Annotated in this window: 12 protein-coding genes and 3 tRNA genes; 3 read left to right on the top strand and 12 right to left on the bottom strand. The window is 65.9% G+C overall.

All coding sequences use genetic code 11. The features are described 5' to 3' along the window. Positions 1–200 precede the first annotated feature (200 nt). Together ACI1US_RS05770 and ACI1US_RS05765 are read right to left on the bottom strand one after the other, a co-directional pair. On the bottom strand, positions 201–662 hold the full coding sequence (locus ACI1US_RS05770; RefSeq protein ID WP_461638893.1) for a tRNA (cytidine(34)-2'-O)-methyltransferase: 462 nt from the start codon (positions 660–662) through the stop codon (positions 201–203). 27 nt (positions 663–689) lie between these two features. Further along, positions 690–1,331 (bottom strand): TetR/AcrR family transcriptional regulator, encoded by a 642-nt coding sequence (locus tag ACI1US_RS05765; protein ID WP_461638891.1) that lies wholly within the window; start codon positions 1,329–1,331, stop codon positions 690–692. Positions 1,332–1,451: 120 nt separating this feature from the next. Here ACI1US_RS05765 and ACI1US_RS05760 point away from each other — a divergent pair, with 120 nt between their 5' ends. Further along, positions 1,452–2,669, top strand: coding sequence for a serine hydrolase domain-containing protein (locus ACI1US_RS05760; RefSeq protein ID WP_461638889.1), 1,218 nt, complete (start codon positions 1,452–1,454; stop codon positions 2,667–2,669). Here the strand turns inward: ACI1US_RS05760 and ACI1US_RS05755 are convergent. The 3 genes from ACI1US_RS05755 to ACI1US_RS05745 all read right to left on the bottom strand — a co-directional run bounded on the left by ACI1US_RS05755 (position 2,666) and on the right by ACI1US_RS05745 (position 8,621). Beyond that, positions 2,666–4,123, bottom strand: a complete 1,458-nt coding sequence (locus ACI1US_RS05755) for an amino acid permease (RefSeq protein WP_461638887.1) — start codon at positions 4,121–4,123, stop codon at positions 2,666–2,668. The genes ACI1US_RS05760 and ACI1US_RS05755 overlap by 4 nt on opposite strands. 336 nt (positions 4,124–4,459) lie before the next feature. Further along, on the bottom strand, positions 4,460–7,729 hold the full coding sequence (locus ACI1US_RS05750; RefSeq protein ID WP_461638885.1) for a Calx-beta domain-containing protein: 3,270 nt from the start codon (positions 7,727–7,729) through the stop codon (positions 4,460–4,462). Between the two features lie 142 nt (positions 7,730–7,871). After that, positions 7,872–8,621, bottom strand: coding sequence for a class I SAM-dependent methyltransferase (locus tag ACI1US_RS05745; RefSeq protein WP_461638883.1), 750 nt, complete (start codon positions 8,619–8,621; stop codon positions 7,872–7,874). A gap of 184 nt (positions 8,622–8,805) precedes the next feature. Between ACI1US_RS05745 and ACI1US_RS05740 the strand changes: the two genes are divergently transcribed. Together ACI1US_RS05740 and ACI1US_RS05735 are read left to right on the top strand one after the other, a co-directional pair. Then, positions 8,806–10,710 carry an AMP-dependent synthetase/ligase gene (locus ACI1US_RS05740; protein WP_461638881.1) on the top strand — a complete coding sequence of 635 codons (1,905 nt, stop codon included), beginning with the start codon at positions 8,806–8,808 and terminating at the stop codon, positions 10,708–10,710. Positions 10,711–10,811: 101 nt separating this feature from the next. Further along, on the top strand, positions 10,812–11,687 hold the full coding sequence (locus ACI1US_RS05735) for a DUF1295 domain-containing protein (protein ID WP_461638879.1): 876 nt from the start codon (positions 10,812–10,814) through the stop codon (positions 11,685–11,687). Between the two features lie 52 nt (positions 11,688–11,739). Here ACI1US_RS05735 and ACI1US_RS05730 read toward each other — a convergent pair whose 3' ends face one another. From ACI1US_RS05730 to ACI1US_RS05700, 7 genes are all read right to left on the bottom strand, one after another. Beyond that, positions 11,740–12,159: a DoxX family protein gene (locus ACI1US_RS05730; protein ID WP_461638877.1), complete on the bottom strand. Its 420-nt coding sequence runs from the start codon at positions 12,157–12,159 to the stop codon at positions 11,740–11,742. 54 nt (positions 12,160–12,213) lie between these two features. Continuing rightward, positions 12,214–12,717: an FBP domain-containing protein gene (locus ACI1US_RS05725; protein WP_461638875.1), complete on the bottom strand. Its 504-nt coding sequence runs from the start codon at positions 12,715–12,717 to the stop codon at positions 12,214–12,216. A 719-nt stretch (positions 12,718–13,436) separates the two neighbouring features. Beyond that, positions 13,437–13,509: transfer RNA gene (locus ACI1US_RS05720), tRNA-Phe, on the bottom strand. Between the two features lie 87 nt (positions 13,510–13,596). Next, positions 13,597–13,670, bottom strand: a tRNA-Asp gene (locus ACI1US_RS05715). A 28-nt stretch (positions 13,671–13,698) separates the two neighbouring features. Further along, a tRNA-Glu gene (locus ACI1US_RS05710) sits at positions 13,699–13,771 on the bottom strand. Positions 13,772–13,900: 129 nt separating this feature from the next. Beyond that, positions 13,901–14,185 (bottom strand): hypothetical protein, encoded by a 285-nt coding sequence (locus ACI1US_RS05705; RefSeq protein ID WP_416549854.1) that lies wholly within the window; start codon positions 14,183–14,185, stop codon positions 13,901–13,903. A gap of 99 nt (positions 14,186–14,284) precedes the next feature. After that, positions 14,285–15,649 (bottom strand): M18 family aminopeptidase, encoded by a 1,365-nt coding sequence (locus tag ACI1US_RS05700; protein WP_461638873.1) that lies wholly within the window; start codon positions 15,647–15,649, stop codon positions 14,285–14,287. Position 15,650: the final 1 nt, after the last annotated feature.

Below are 15,650 nucleotides of genomic sequence, written 5' to 3'. Positions count from 1 at the left end.
GAAAGAGCCGCCCCTATGAACGCGCGTTTACGCGCAGTTCATCCGACTCGCCCACCACGATACCCCCCGGGGTGTATGTGTGACTAGCGGAAAAGTACGAGTTTGGAGGTTTTCTCAGCGGATTCCATGCTCACGCATCAATTGAATGAGCTTTTGCCCAATTTGCTGCACTTAGCCCCCTCCGAAAGAGAGGGGCTGGGCTATGCAGATCCGATGAATCCGCTCTGGCGCCAAGCCTCGTAGCTTGCGATCGCCGCACAGTTGGCGAGATTCATCGAACGCGGGCCGGGAAGCATGGGGATTCGCAGCGCGTCAGTGATCGCTGAGTGCTCAAGGATCTCGCCCGGGAGGCCGGTTGGTTCCGGGCCGAACAACAGCACATCGCTCGCCTGGTAAGCCACGTCGGTGTAGGTCGTGGTCGCGTGTGCGGTGAATGCAAACACCCGTGCGGGCAGCAGCGCGCTCAGCGCTGCCTCAAAGGAATCGTGCAGGTGCACCACTGCCATGTCGTGGTAGTCGAGTCCCGCCCGGCGCAGCTTCGCGTCCTCAAAATCGAAGAGCGGGTTCACGATGTGCAGCTCTGCGCCCGTTCCGGCAGCGAGTCTGATCGTGTTGCCGGTGTTCCCTGCGATGCGGGGCTCAAAGAAAAGGATGCGAGTCACCCGTGAATAATACTCTCCGTAGCTGGGCTACGTCAGCGCGCCCGCCTGCACCATCGCGAGCGCGAGCGTCGCATATCGTTCGGCGAGCGCCTCAGGCGCGGAAGACCCGTCTTCGCGGTACCAGCTCGCAACGGCCCCGCCCATGTTGATGATCGCGCGCGCGGCGTCGCGCGGATGCGGCGTCGCGAACACCCCTGCGCGTTGGCCCCGTTCGATGACCTCACGGAAGACTTCCTCTTGCTCATCGCGCAGCGCGATGACGGTCTCGCGCCCCTCTCCCTCGACGCAGTGAATCTCCGACGCCCCCACCCTGGCTTCGCTCTGTCGCAGCGCATGGAACTCGACCCAGGCCCGCACAAGCTCCGCCAGCTGCGCAGCCGGGTCGCTATCTGGCACCTGCGAGACCCGACCCCGGGTCGTTGCGAGCACGTCTTTCAGCGTCGAGATCATCACAGCCTGGAGGATCTCTTGCTTCCCCGAGAAGTGGTGGTAGATGCCCGCAGGGGCAATCTGCGCCTCGCCGGCAATATCGCGCATGGAGGCTCCGAAGTATCCGCGCGCCGCAAAGCAGCGCAGCGCAGCGGCGAGTACCGCAGCTTTTCCGTCGCCCTCGCGCCCGGCCGCCCGCGGCAATCGATCCACCCGCTGCGCACCGTCGCTCGTCACCATATGTTCACACTACCCTCCCGAACGAAGGTTCGGTCGTCTCACACACTGCCCGATATTGCGGGCTATGTTAGGAATGAGGACAGCCCGGGCAACTCGCTCGGCTGAGCGAGGAGCCAAGAAATGCGCATCGGAAAAACGCTGGGAATCACCGCCGCGACAGCGGCCGCTGTCGCGGGAGGCAGCTGGCTCTGGAGAAACCAGGGCGACCTCGCGTTCAGCCGGCCACTCAACGAGTGGACCTTCACGCACATGCACCGGCTCATGCCTACCGAGGCAGTGCTGCGCCCCGCAGAGGCCCGCCCGCTCCCTTCCGCGCGCGCCCCGCTCGGGGTCTCCGGGATCCGCTACGAGTTCGCGGGCCAGCGCCGTTCCCTCGCCGAGTTCCACCGGAGCACACACACGACCGCGTTCCTCGTCGCGCAGCGCGGTGAGATTATCCACGAAAGCTACCCCGGTCGCTTCGCGTCACCGACCGCAAAATTCCAGCTGTTCTCGCTGACGAAGTCAGTGACGTCGATGCTCATCGGGATCGCGCTTGAACGCGGTGAAATCGGAGCCATCACCGATCGCGTCGCCGACTATCTGCCGGAGCTCGCGAAGACTGGCTACGGTCAGGTCACCCTCGAGGATCTCTTGAACATGTCAAGCGGCATCGGGGCCGTCGAGGATTGGACGGTGCCAGACGCGCCGATCCGCCGTTTTGAGACCGCGGTAAGCACGGGCGGCTCAGTGCTCGAAGTCATCCGGTCCACACCGAAACTGCGCGAGCCCGGAACGGCCTTCAACTACTCGACGATCGACACGCACGTGATCGGCTGGCTCCTTGAGGCGGCGACCGGCCGCACCCTCGCCGGCTACGCGACCGAGCGGCTCTGGCAGCCGATGGGAGCGGAGTCAGACGCCTTCTACTTCCTCACCCGCGGCAAGCCCCGCACGGCTCTCGGCGGTGGATCGCTCAACGCCACCATTCGTGACCTTGCCCGCGTCGGCATCATCATGGCATCGGGCGGCCGCGTTGGCGATACCCAGCTTGTGCCCGAGGCCTGGGTCGCGCGCAGCCGCGGTTCCGACCTCCCTCACCTCCAGGTCGGTGAGCTCACCGATGGCGGCGGGGCACCGCACTACGGTTACTCGAACCAGTGGTGGACGCTCGGGGGCGATCGGGGTGCTTTCACCGGGCTCGGGGTGCACGGCCAGGCGCTCTGGATCGACCCAGACAGCGAGACCGTAATCGTGAAGACGAGCGCGTGGCACGACCCCGAAGACGACGCCCGAGACCTCGAGACACGCGTGGCGCTCGAGGCCGTCGTCGAGGCGGTTGCCTCGCGCTCAGACTAGTCTTCGTCGGCGGCGGCCGCCCTGGCGGCGCGCACCCGCTTGAGCCGGCCGCGCACCGCTGGCCAGAAGACGGCAAGCACTCCGACCGAGATCAGGCTCGTCCACACCTGCGTGCGCGTGCCGTCGCCGCTCACCACCATGATGACCACGATCCCGATAACCGCGAGGATCACGAGGATGCCAAGCCACGGGTGCCACCACATCTTGAGCTCGAGGCCCGCGACCTCTTCTTGGGTCATGCGCTGACGCATGCGGATCTGTGTGGCGGCGACGAACGCGTAGACGAAGAGCGCCACGAGACCTGCCGAGTTCATGATGAAGTCGAAGATGCCCGATTCGGGTGCGGCGAAGTTCACGATCACGGCAGCGTAGCCGCCGAGCGTCGAGGCAATCACGGCTGCCACCGGCACTCCATTGCGCGAGCGCTTCGCGACGAGCGCGGGCGCAAAGCCCTGGTCAGCGAGCGCGGCAAACATGCGCGCTGCCGAGTAGAGACCCGAGTTCAGCACTGAGCACACGGCGGTGAGTGTGACCGCGCTCATGATCGCGCCCGCCGCGGGGATCCCATACAGCGTGAACACGTGCACGAACGGCCCCTCGACCTGCGGGTCGGGCAGCTGGTTCCAGGGCACAATCACGACGATGAGGAACACTGCGCCGACAAAGAACAGCAGGATTCGCCAGATCACGGTCGTGGTCGCCTGCCGCACCCCCTTCGCGGGGTCCTCGGATTCGGCTGCGGCCATCACCGCGATCTCGGTTCCGAAGTAGGAGAAGATCACGATTGCAACGCCCGCGATGACCGGCCAGACGCCGTTCGGGGCAAAGCCGCCGTGCTCCCACAGGTTCGGGATCGAGAACGTGGATCCCGGCCAGAAGCCAAGCGCAAAGAGCACGCCGACGCCGAGGAATACGACGATCGCGACGACCTTAATGCTTGCGAGCCAGAACTCGACCTCGCCGAAGGAGCGCACCGACACGAGGTTCGTCACGGTGAACACCAGCATCATGCCGATCGAGAACACCCATTCGGGCACCCCAGGTATCCAGCTGTGCATGATGGAACCGATGATCACTGCCTCGAACGCGATCACGCCCACCCAGAAGTACCAGTACAGCCAGCCGACGATGTAGCCTGCCCAGTCGCCAAGGCCGACGCGGGCGTACTCCATGAAGGATCCGGTCGTTGGTCGCGCCGCCGCCATCTCGCCGAGCATGCGCATCGCAAGAAACACCAGCACACCGCCGATGAGGTACGAGATGATCGCGGCCGGGCCGACTGCGCGGATCACGTTGCCCGAGCCGACGAAGAGGCTCGCGCCGATGATCCCACCGAGGGTGATCATCGTAATGTGGCGGGAGGCTAGCTTCTTGGGCGGCTTCTTGCCACCGGGGCCGACCACCTGGCCGACCGAGGTCGCCGGCGAAACCGGTCGATCGTAATTGGCTCTCATGAATCCCCCATCGTCGCTTCACTGCGGATGCACACAGGCTACGCAGTGCGACTTCCGCGGCTCTGCGCGCTTCTGCACAGTTCACGCCGGGCAAAGCGGGCAAAGCCGTCTATGCTTCTGAATCCTCTGCGCTGAGCGCGGACACAGGAGAAGAACGGCGTTTGCCGAGCGGAAGACAACGAAAAGCGTTGCTCGAGGTTTCACCTGGGTGATCCCCCGGATTGGGGGCAGACAGGGGTGTGGGATACGGGGATCGCTCACTCCCCGTATCCCACACCCCTCTCTCCGCCTCTACCGCCGGCTCTATCGCCGGCTCCGGCTCCGCGGAAACCGTCGCTAGAGCGTTCGGCGGCCTCGCGCCGCGAAGAGGCCGAGACCAATCAGCAGGGCGAGCACCGCTGCTCCCAGCGAGAGCGCCCAGACGGTCACGCTGAGCCCAGAGTGAGCCAGCCCACCTTCCGCATTTGGGGCGCCCTTATCCCCGCCGTCCGGTGTGGGCTTTGGGGTGATCCCGCCGTCCCCCTCGCCCTCTTCGCCGGGGACAATCGGGCCCTCCTCAGAGGCGTAAGCGATCGTGCCCGCGGCGGCCGCAGGGTCACCGACCGCAGTGGATGAGCTCGGCTCGGAGAGCGTAACGGTGAACGACCGCTCCGGATCCTTCGACGTGACCTTCGCGGTCTGCACCGTCACCGATTGAGTTGCACTGTCGCCGGCACCCCAGACGAGCGTCTCAGCAATCGGCTCGTAGTGCGTTCCAGCGACCGCTGACCCGTCTTGGGTCGATACCCGCACACTCGCCTCGCCCGTCCAGGGGTCCACCTCGGCGTCAGCCCGCGACACCGTAAACGTCAGTGTGCCACCGGCCTTCGTCGACTGATCGTCCCCCATCGCAAACACTGTCGTTCCCGGTTCCGGCGAGCGCAGCGTCAGCGTGCTCGCGGCGGGCTCAATGAGCTGCGTGTGGGCCGCTGGCTCCGGCTGCGACAGGACGACAGTCAGGTCGCGTTCCGGGTCGCCAGCTGGCATCTTGGTCGTCTCGATAACGACGTGTTTGGGCTCACTGTCGGCATCCGCCCAGGTCACCGTCTCATCGAGCGGCGCGTAGTGCGCGTTCGCCTGGGCGGTCCCGTCCTGCGTGGACACGCGCACACTCGCGACCCCCGTCCAGGGGTTCACCTGCGCATCCTCGCGACGAATCTCGAACGTGAAGCTATCGCCCGCAGCACCTGCCGCATCACCGCTCATTCCAAAACTCGTCGGTTCAGGAGTCGGGTAGGTCAGTTCCACTCCGCTGAACGCCAGCTTGGAAGGCTTCGCGTACGGCCGCGGCTGAGCGTCAGTGAGCCGGAGCGCGAATACTCGGTTCGGGTCACCTGCCTTGCCCTCGTGGGTCTGCACGCGGAAGGTTTTCCCTCCCGACTCATTAGCCTTCCAGGTGAGGGTCTCGTCAACCTCGGTGAAGTGCGTGCCGGCCTTCGCAGTCCCGTCGTGCGAGACAACGCGGATGCTCGCCTCCCCGGTCCACGGATTCTCGGCAGCGTCCTTCCGGGTGACCGTGAACTCGACGTCCGCGGTCCCCGCCTCGACGACCTGCGGTGCGCTCACCGAGAACTGGGTTGCCTCGGGGGTCGGGTAGGTGATCGTGCCGTCGCTCATGAAGCCGCCGCCGAGCTCGGTCAGCCCTTCGGGAGTGGGGTCAGAAAGCTCAAGCGTGAGCGCCCGGTCTTCATCGCCTGCCGCGCCCGCCAAGGTCTGAACAACGACCTGCTTGTCGTCCTGGTTCCCTGCCGGCCAGCTCAGTACCTGATCTACGCCCACGTAGTGGCTGCCGTCTACCGCAGTGCCGTCGTGCGTCTTCACACGCACGCTCGCCTCACCCGAGAATGCGTTCTCAGCGGCGTCGGTGCGCGACACCGTGAACGTGAGATCCGTTCCTGCCAGAGCCTGCTGGTCTTCGCCGATCTCAAAGACCGTGGCATCTGGCTGGGGAACGGTGAGATCCACACGCTGCTGCATCGTGTTACCAAGCTCGTCAGCGACTCGAAGTTCAAAGGTCCAGTCGCCCGCCCCATCCGGGGTGCCCACGAATGCGCCATCGACAACCTTCAACCAGGCGGGCGCATCCGACGAGAGCTCAAAGCTCGCAGCTGGGAAACCGGCCGTGTAGGAGATCTCTTGACGCCATGCTTCGCCGAGCGGCAGCGTAGCGCTGTCGGGGCTGGTGATCATGCTCCACACGATGGGCATCGCGACCGTGCCCGTAAAGCGATCATTGGACTTTGCTTCGTGCGCGAACGTGTACTCGAGCTCAGGCCACGCTGCTCGCACGTCAATCAGCATGATCGGCAGCTCTGGGTCGGGCTTGGGCTTGAGGTTGCCCCCGAGGTCGGGAAAGGATCCGTCACGGAGCTCAAGCTGTCCGGCAGCATCGTAGCGGAACTGTTTCGCGCCCTTCGGCACGAACACCTCGCTTCCCGAGATCTGCTGCGCGGTGACCGCGAACGTCCCGACGGAGTTTTGCTCGGGGGCCTCAGGCAGGCCAACGAGCGAACCGAAGTGGTTTCCGAGTGCCTGCAGGCTCTTCAGCCCCGTGAGGCCTGACAGCGGCTCAACTGATGTCGCACCGATCGCGTTCATGTGCACCCGGTACAGCTCGGGCTTGTTGCGGATCGCCCCGATATCGTCACCGATGTCGGGGTTGTTGTTGATGTCGAGTGTCTGGAGCTCACTCATGTCTTCAATACCTGCGAGGCTCTGCAGCTGCGCGTGGTCAACGGTCAGGAAACGCATCTTGGTCAGCTTCGAGATCGGCAGCAAGGTCGACACCTGCGTAAATTGAGCGCTGATGCTCGTGAGGCCAGTGAGCCCCGACAGCGGCTCGAGCGTGGCGACCGCGGTCTTGTACACGCTCACTGAGGTAAGCGTGTTGAGGTTCCGGAGCGGCTCAAGGTCCACCAGGTCTGGGATCTGGGAGGCGGTGAAGTCCTTCAGTTTGCCTGCGTCGCTCAGCGGCGACAGGTCAGTGAGCTTGACGTTTCTCGAGAGATCAAGCTTGCTGAGCTTGGGAAGCTTCCCCAGCGGAGAAATGTCAGAGAGCTCTGGACTGCCGGTCAGGCTAAGCGTGGAGAGCGTCGCAGCGTCTGTCAGGCCAGCGAGGGCCGCGTTCGTCACCTTCGCGTCTGTGAGCGTCAAGCTGTTGAGCTTGGGCATCTTCGCCGCGGCTTCGAGCGAGCCGGGCCCTGAGAAGTCGTGTTTCCCGCCCGCAAAGAACAGGTTCGTGATCTTCTGGGCGTGTTCGATCCCGTCGAGCGAAGCCACCGCAAACGAGTCACCGCAGGAGAGCCCGAAGATCGTGTTGAGCTCGTCGTGGGTGATGGGCTGGTCTGCTGCCCTGCCACCGCCGAGCTTTTCGTTGATGCAGGCGACGAGCTGCTTATCGGGGAAGGAAACCGGATCAGTACCTGCACTGTCCTGCGCGAGCGCTGGCGACGTCCCGGCTGCTCCGAGCCCGGTGAGGAGGGCGATGGCCGCGAATCCCGCGAAGAGTTTGCGGGTTCGTCCCGGAACTCGTGAGTTTCGAACACGATCATGATGCACGCGCGACATTGCTCCCCTTTTAGCTTTTCGCCAGCTTGGCGTCCGAAGGGCCCATTTCTGCACCCATCGTCACAGCACAGCAAGTGCCAAGCTTGGAGCAAGGAAAAGACCAGACTTGCCGGTCAGCCTAGCCCCTGAGAGCGGACGCGGTCTAGCCCTTTCTGGCAACCACGGCTGCCGTGGGGAGCCACGGGCCCGTCCACCATCCCCGCCACCCCAGCTGTCGCGGCCCAGACACCTCGAGCCCGAGTCTGCGAAGTTCGGCTGCGTACTCGTCGGCTCGTTGAATATCGACGATGAGCAGCTGGCCAGGCGTCCGCAACACCCGCGCAGCCTCCCGAACTGCCGCGCTCCGGCCAGTCTCGGTTGGAATGTTGTGCAGCGAAAGGCTCGCGGTGACAAGCGCAAACGAGCCATCAGCGTACGGCAGCCGAACCATATCGCCGGTGTCAAAGCGCACTCGCTCGGCGACCCCATTCCGGCGTGCATTCTCCTGTGCAGCCGCAGCACCGTTACCTGACTGATCCTTTCGGCGCCACAGGTCGAGACCGACCACAGTCGTGCCCTGGAACTCACGCGCAACCATGATCGCGACCGCGCCCCGCCCGCACCCAAGGTCGAGGGCCTGCGGCCGCGGCTGTGAGGGGAGCGATGCCGCGCTGAGAAGGTCCCGCCACAGCACAAACTTCCCGTGCTGCGAAACGTGCACGTGGAGCGCTACGCCAACCGCGCACACCACAGCGGTGAGCGCGAACAGCCCAGCAAACAACCACGACCACCACCCAGCCCGCCAGATCGCACTGCCGACCGCGAAGCCAGTGCACACGACTGCAAGGCCACTCCACAGCCAGAGCACCCCGGGGGCGTCCATTCCATAACTGCCGCTTGGGCGTGAGATCACAACAACCTCCATCACTACAGCTGTAGCCAATAATAACCCAAGACGTCGCCCGAGTCGGTCCCGTGGGCCGAGTTTGGCCAAAACCGGGTTAGCTAACGAGGCATATAGTTAGCTTTGCGAGATACTTCAATAAGATGGGTTGTGCGACCCACCGCCTCCCCCACCCACGATTGGAGCACTCACCATGAGCACACCCCCGCCGGTCGCTCCCGGCACGCTCCGCGAGGCAGCCACCTCCCCGCTCGTGGACATCTCGGGGATCCACAACGTCACCGACCTGCTCGCCGCCCGTTGCGCGAAGGCCCCCGATCACATCGCATTCGAAACACGGGCGCCAGGCGCGGACCTCACCGATCCGTGGCGACAGATCAGCACGCGCGCATTCGCATCAGAGGTCGAGGCGGCAGCCCGCGGCCTCATCGCGAGCGGAGTGACCGCCGGCGACACCGTCATGATCGTTGCGGGCACGCAGTATCTCTGGGCAGTCGCAGACCACGCGGCGCTGTACTCAGGGGCAGTCGTCGTGCCCGCCTACGACACCGCGCCAGAGTCGCAGCTGGCGGCGATCCTCACCGACGCGCGCCCGGTCGCAGCCTTCGTGGGTACGCCGGCGCTCGCCCGCCGCATCGCTACCGCCGCCGCAGCGGCCGGGGCTCCCGTGCCGACCCTTTGGGTCTTCGAACCGGGATCTGGCGCGGGTGCTGCCAGGGTCGGCCTCCCCATGAGCGAGCTCGCGACTCGCGGCACGCACGTCACCCCCGAGGATCTCGAAAGGCGGCGGCTCACCGCCAGCCTCGACGACGTCGCGACGGTCGTCTACACCTCGGGAACCACCGGGAGCCCGAAGGGCGCGCGCATCACCCACCGCAACCTCGTCGGGCAGGTGCTCAACACCGCGGCGGCGTACCGCGAGGTGGTGCGCGAGACGGGCAATACGATCCTCTTCCTGCCGCTCACCCACGTGCTCGGGCGAGCCCTGCAGCTCATCTGCGTCGCGAACGGCATGCGCGTCGCGCACCTCGCGAACCCGCAGGAGGTCGTGCGGGCGCTCGCGGTGCTCAAACCCACGTTCTTGGTCGTGGTGCCGCGCGTGCTCGAGCGGATCCAGGGGGCGGCCGCCGCATCGGCGCGGGAGAAGAAGCTCTCGCGCGTGTGGGACGCCGCCGTGCGCACAGCGGAGCGCTGGGGATCCTTCCTCGAGGAGCGCGACGCCGCCGACCCGGGCACCGCGGCACGCGCCCCACTCGGTCTCCGCGCACGTCACGCCCTCTTCGACCGGCTGTTCTACCGGCGACTGCGCACAGTAATGGGCAACCGCATCGAGTACCTGCTCTCGGGGGCGGCAACGCTGCAGCCCGAGCTCGCACGCTTCTTCCGCGGCATCGGGGTACCGATCATCGAGGGCTACGGCCTCACCGAGACCACCGCCCCGCTCACCGGCGGCCGACCAGGCGCGCTCGCCGCGGGCAGCGTCGGCACGCCGCTGCCCGGCAACCGGGTGAGGATCGCAGACACCGGCGAGGTACTCGCCAGCGGCATCGGAGTGTTCGCCGGCTACACCGACCCTGAGCGCAACGCGGGGGCGTTCGTCGACGGGTTCTTCCGCACGGGGGATCTCGGATCCCTCAGCGCCGACGGCACACTCACCCTGCACGGCCGCATGAACCACGTCATCGTCACGTCGACCGGCCGCACCGTCTCCCCAGAGCCGTGGGAGCAGGCGGTCGAGGCGCACCCGCTCGTCGCACACGCGGTGCTGCTCGGCACCGACCGCCCCTTCCTCACCGCGGCGCTCGTGCTCGACACCGAGGCGGCCACCGAGTGGTTCCGGCGGCGCGGCGAGACTCCGCCCGCTGAGCTCTCGTCTCCCGGCATTGCCGTGCTCGCAGACGCCCGCCTCACTGCCGAGCTGTCTACTGCGATCACGGCGGCCAACGCTACCGTGCCGCCCTCAGAGCGCGCGCAGTACTCGCGGCTCGTGACGATCGGTGCCGACCGCGCCGACGGCTTCATCACCCCCACGATGAAGCTCAAGCGGCAGGCGCTCCTCGACGCACTGCGCCCCACCATCGACGAGTTGTACGGCTGAGTCGCCAGGAGTGCGCCGTTCGCTCTAGCCGCGATCCCGAGCACCATCGCCCCAACGCCCCACAGATCCAGATCCCGATCCAACGACGACCAGGAACCAACATGATCCAGAAACGTTCGACCTCGATCCTCATCATTGCGCTTGCCGCGGTGCTCGGCGCCGCGCTCGCCGTCGCGGGCAGCCAGCACGGCTGGAGCGTCGCAGGCATCCCCGCGTTCGCGCTCGCCGTGGTCATCGCCTTCGCGGTGCAGTGGATCGCCTACGTGCCGGCCGCCATCGCGCAGACCGACCGCTTCTTCGACGCCACCGGCAGCGTCACCTACATCAGCGTCACCGTGACGCTGCTCGCGCTCTCCCCCGAACGCGACCCGCGCAGCCTCATCCTCGGCGCGCTCGTCATCGTGTGGGCGGCCAGGCTCGGCAGCTTCCTGCTCGTGCGCAACCTCCGCACGGGCGGCGACGACCGCTTCGCGAAGATCCGGGTCGCCCCGCTGCGCTTCTTCTCCGTGTGGATGCTGCAGGGGCTCTGGATCAGCCTCACCGCCGCGGCCGCGTGGATCGCGATCTCCTCGGCGAACACCGCGCCCCTCGACTGGAGCGCATGGCTCGGCGTAGCCATCTGGCTGCTCGGCTTCGGCATCGAAGTCACCGCCGACCTGCAGAAGAGCCGGTTCAAGAAGGACCCCTCGAACAGCGGCAAGTTCATCAGCACGGGGCTGTGGTCGGTCGTGCGGCACCCGAACTACCTCGGCGAGATCCTCTTGTGGATCGGCGTGCTCGTCGTCGCCCTTCCGCTGCTGCAGGGCTGGCAGTGGGTGGCGCTACTGTCGCCGGTGTTCGTGATCGTGCTGCTCACGCGGGTGTCCGGGATCCCGCTGCTCGAGGCGAAGGCCGAGCGCACGTGGGGCGACGACCCCGCCTACCGGGAGTATCGCGCGAAGACGCCGTCGCTCATTCCGGGGCTGCGGAACTCGTAGGGGCGCGGGCGGCGCTAGCCGTCTTTGCGGCGCTTGCCCGGGGTTGCTGCGGTTACTCCGCGGGCCCGTCTTGCGTCGCCCGCGCCCTGCGGCGAGCGCCGCCGCGCGTCGACCAGATCGCAGCCCAGATGAGCACCGGCTGGAAGAACAACCGCACGAAGCGCTTCGTGTCCGTGTCGAGGCCGAAGCCGTCGCGGCCGTTCGCCCACTGCGACAGGTTGCCGGGGAACACCGCGACGAAGAAGAGCGCGGCGATGATGCCGACCAGCCCGCGGTGTTTCCGGGCGACGAGCAGCGCAGCCCCAAGCCCGACCTCCGCCACCCCTGAGGCGACCACGGTCGTGTCGGGGTCGAGCGGCACCCAGTCGGGCACCTGCGCCTGAAACTCCTCGCGGGCGATCGTGAGGTGGGCGATCCCCGCGAACGTGAGAAAGCTTCCCAGGGTAATCCGAACAATCGAGCGTGCGGCCATGCCCAGAGCATACGTCGGGCATAGCCACACGTCGACCCTCAAGCCGACTGGCGCTTACCTCCCCGTGATGAGCATGTCGGCGAAGCCGTCGACCTTCAGCCGGAGCGTGTCAAGGCGGCGCTGGCGGGCTGCCGCGACGTCATAGCCGTCATAGGCCGGCGGCGAATCGTTACGGACATTCCGCGAGCACTGGAACTCTCGGCAGATGAGCGTGCCGACGGTGTTGCCGCGACGCCCGGCGTCGCCGACGCGCTTCGCACCCCAGAAGACAACCTCGTTGGGCCTGCGGACATCCTGGCACCAGTTACACATCGCGCGTGTACGCGGGGTGGCCTCCGCCTGGGTGAGGGATACACCGACGGGCTCCCCGTCAAGGCGCGGCAGAACGACGTACCCGCGGCGCGCGAACTTAGGATCGCGCCACCCCAGGAAGTCGAGCCCTGCCCAATGTGCCTCGGTGAAGTCCTCGAAGTCTGCGGGGAGGGAGAGTTCCTTCACCTCACGACGCGACGCGTTGATGAAGGAGGAACGGATAAATGATTCGGTAATGGGTTGCATGAGTGCACCTTCCGGGAGCAGGGCGCGCTGCGGCGTGAGCTACTCCCCCAAGCGTTGAGAATTGGGTTCACAAAACCAGCCGCACTTCGAGTCAGGCTCTGCGCGCGGCCGGGGCGTGGACGTCACTCACCGTCGGCAAGTGCTTCGCCGACGACCTCCTGCCGCTGTGAATACAGCTCTCGATAACTCATGGGATTCAGTGTATTTCCACTGTCTTGGCGGCGGCTGGGTGATGCTGCCGTGCGGCCCGCTTCGACGGCACCGGCTGCCGCCCACGAGCGCTTGACGACTCTTCACAGTGGAGGGTTCGAACCTCAATGACCAAGAACGACGAAAAGACATGTCCTCAACGAGGTCATGTCTTTTCTACTGCAAATTTGTCCTGACTTCGCTGAGGACATGTCTTCTGAGCGCGATCTGGGTGGGCGCGATCTGGGTGGGCGCGCCTCGCCACGAGCCATTGGCTCGGAGAGATTCAGTCGGAGGACTAGGGTGTCGCAAGCTAAGCGCCGACCTTGGAGCCGCGCAAGGCAGAGGGGACGGGAGGTGCATGTTTCGCAGCTCGCCCAGCAGCTCGGCACACGATGAGTCTCAGCGAGACACCGTCCGCAGCCCGGCAACCCGGCAACCTAGGAGCCGAAGCTACCGCCCAGGAAATAAAGGAACCCCCACGAGTAGAAGCCTCATGGGGGTTCAGCAGCGGCGTAATGACCGCTACGTGGCTCCGACCGGCATCGATCCGGTGACCTTTCGATTTTCAGTCGAACGCTCTACCAACTGAGCTACAGAGCCAGACGATCAATCGAACTGGATACCCAACTCTAGGCGATCGCCGTGAAGATGAAGAAGCCCTTCCGAAGAAGGGCTTCCCCAATCTAGCGACCCTGACGGGACTTGAACCCGCGACCTCCGCCGTGACAGGGCGGCGCGCTAACCAACTGCGCTACAGGGCCATGCATATTTAGTTGTATTCGGTAATAGTGACCCCAACGGGATTCGAACCCGTGCTGCCGCCGTGAAAGGGCGGTGTCCTAGGCCGCTAAACGATGGGGCCGAGACAATTTCTTGCCTGCTACCGAGATATGAGCTTAGGGCAGAAACCACACGGGGCGCAAATCGCGGCCCCCGTCCGGCATCCCTGGCGTGTCGCAATCACTCGCAAACGCGCTCAGAGCTCGGTAAATCACCCGCCGAGCGCACGCTGCACCCGGTTGAGTGAGATGTTTTCAAGTCGGTGCACACCGTCGCCGGTGCGCTGCTCGAAGTGGTACCCCATCTTGCCCTGGCTGAGCATGCCAATGAAGTTGGGTTCGCTCGCGTTCCACATGATCCAGGTCGGCTGCCCATGAATGTTCGGCCCGAGAAAGGTGAACTCAATCGCCTGCTTCCCGAACCGTTGAATATTCGGCATCAACCGGTCTGTGGGCAGCGCAAGCACCTTCTCGCCTTGCCGTTGCACCTCGCTCATGGCCTGATCCTATCTAACCCACCACAAAATTTCGATTGCGAACTACTCAGCCGGGCCCGGGCCCGGGGCCCGCAGTGTGGGCCCCGGCTGAGTGTCACGCTACGCTCCCGCGTAGAACGCCCCAATGGCCCGTGCGAGGCCGTGCAGGTCGTCGACGTGCACAAGCTCGCGGGCAGAGTGCATCGACAAAAGCGGGACGCCGACGTCGACGGTGCGGATCCCGAGCCGGGTCGCCGTGATGGGTCCGATGGTGGATCCACACGGCACCGTGTTGTTCGACACGAATTCCTGCGTCGGCACCCCGGCGGCTTCGCAGGCGCGCTGCCAGAGGGCGGCACCGTGCGCGTCGCTCGCGTAGCGCTGGTTCGCGTTCACCTTGAGCATCGGGCCCTGGCCTGCGAGCGGGCGCACGTTCGGGTCGTGCTTCTCCTGGTAGTTCGGGTGCACCGAGTGCCCGGCGTCTGCCGAGAGGCACCATGACGCTGCCATCGCGCGTGCGGCCTCATCAGCGGTCGCACCGAGCCCAGCACGCAAACGGGTGAGAACGTCCTCCAGGAAGGGCCCTGCGGCTCCTGAGCGGGTGTCTGAGCCGAGCTCCTCGTGGTCAAACGACGCAAACACCGAAATCGTGCCGGGGGCCGGCTCCGTTTCGAGGAGCGCGACGAGACCAGCGAACGTGGAGCTCAGGTTGTCGAGGCGGGGCGACGCAAGAAACTCGTTAAGCGCCCCGATGCGGCTCGCGGCCTGCGTGTCGTAGAGGCGCACGTCAGTGCCGGCGATATCTGCGGCAGAGATCCGGCTCCCGTCGTCGGCGGTGAGCACGGCATTCGACGGCGCATCCGCGAACGGATCCTCCCCCGGCTGCGGCTGGTTCGCGGCAGCGGCGAGCAGGTCGAGCACACTCGTCTCGGGCGACGACACGGCAAGGATCGGCTGCGTGTTGCGCTGCCTGTCGAGCGTGAGCCCCGAGTTCGCTTCGCGGTCGAGGTGGATCGCGAGCTGCGGGATGCGCGCGACCGCCTGGGTGCAGACGAGGCGCTCCTCACCCGAGCGGGTGACCACGCGCCCGGCGAAGCCGAGGTCGCGGTCGAGCCAGGAGTTGATGAGCGGCCCGCCGTACACCTCGACGCCGGCCTGCGACCAACCGGCCGCGGTGAAGTCGGGCTGCGGCTTGAGCACGAACCCCGGGGAGTCCGTGTGGGCTCCCAAGACGCGCACGGGGCTCGTCGCAGTGACGCCCGCGCCCGCGCGCCAGGCAATGATGGCCCCGTCACGCACGACGACGCCGCGGGAGCCGGCGGTAACCGGCCCCCACGCGTCTTCCTCGGCGTGCTCGGTGAAGCCCGAGCCGGCGAAGATCGCCGCTGAGAAGCGCGCCGCGTGATACGAGCTCGGCGCAGATCCTACAAAATTGATGAACTCGTCGATGTATCCGTCGCGGTTTCCCAGCAGCGTCTCAGTCATG

The organism is Leucobacter sp. BZR 635 (assembly GCF_048061935.2).
Classification (GTDB): domain Bacteria; phylum Actinomycetota; class Actinomycetes; order Actinomycetales; family Microbacteriaceae; genus Leucobacter.
This window is presented reverse-complemented; position numbering and strand designations above follow the sequence as displayed.

Coding starts and splice junctions, on each gene's coding strand:
- ACI1US_RS05765 (WP_461638891.1), bottom strand. CDS start 1,331: ATGGTGACGAGCGACGGTGCGCAGCGGGTGGATCGATTGCCGCGGGCG.
- ACI1US_RS05760 (WP_461638889.1), top strand. CDS start 1,452: ATGCGCATCGGAAAAACGCTGGGAATCACCGCCGCGACAGCGGCCGCT.
- ACI1US_RS05755 (WP_461638887.1), bottom strand. CDS start 4,123: ATGAGAGCCAATTACGATCGACCGGTTTCGCCGGCGACCTCGGTCGGC.
- ACI1US_RS05750 (WP_461638885.1), bottom strand. CDS start 7,729: ATGTCGCGCGTGCATCATGATCGTGTTCGAAACTCACGAGTTCCGGGA.
- ACI1US_RS05740 (WP_461638881.1), top strand. CDS start 8,806: ATGAGCACACCCCCGCCGGTCGCTCCCGGCACGCTCCGCGAGGCAGCC.
- ACI1US_RS05735 (WP_461638879.1), top strand. CDS start 10,812: ATGATCCAGAAACGTTCGACCTCGATCCTCATCATTGCGCTTGCCGCG.
- ACI1US_RS05730 (WP_461638877.1), bottom strand. CDS start 12,159: ATGGCCGCACGCTCGATTGTTCGGATTACCCTGGGAAGCTTTCTCACG.
- ACI1US_RS05725 (WP_461638875.1), bottom strand. CDS start 12,717: ATGCAACCCATTACCGAATCATTTATCCGTTCCTCCTTCATCAACGCG.
- ACI1US_RS05705 (WP_416549854.1), bottom strand. CDS start 14,185: ATGAGCGAGGTGCAACGGCAAGGCGAGAAGGTGCTTGCGCTGCCCACA.
- ACI1US_RS05700 (WP_461638873.1), bottom strand. CDS start 15,649: ATGACTGAGACGCTGCTGGGAAACCGCGACGGATACATCGACGAGTTC.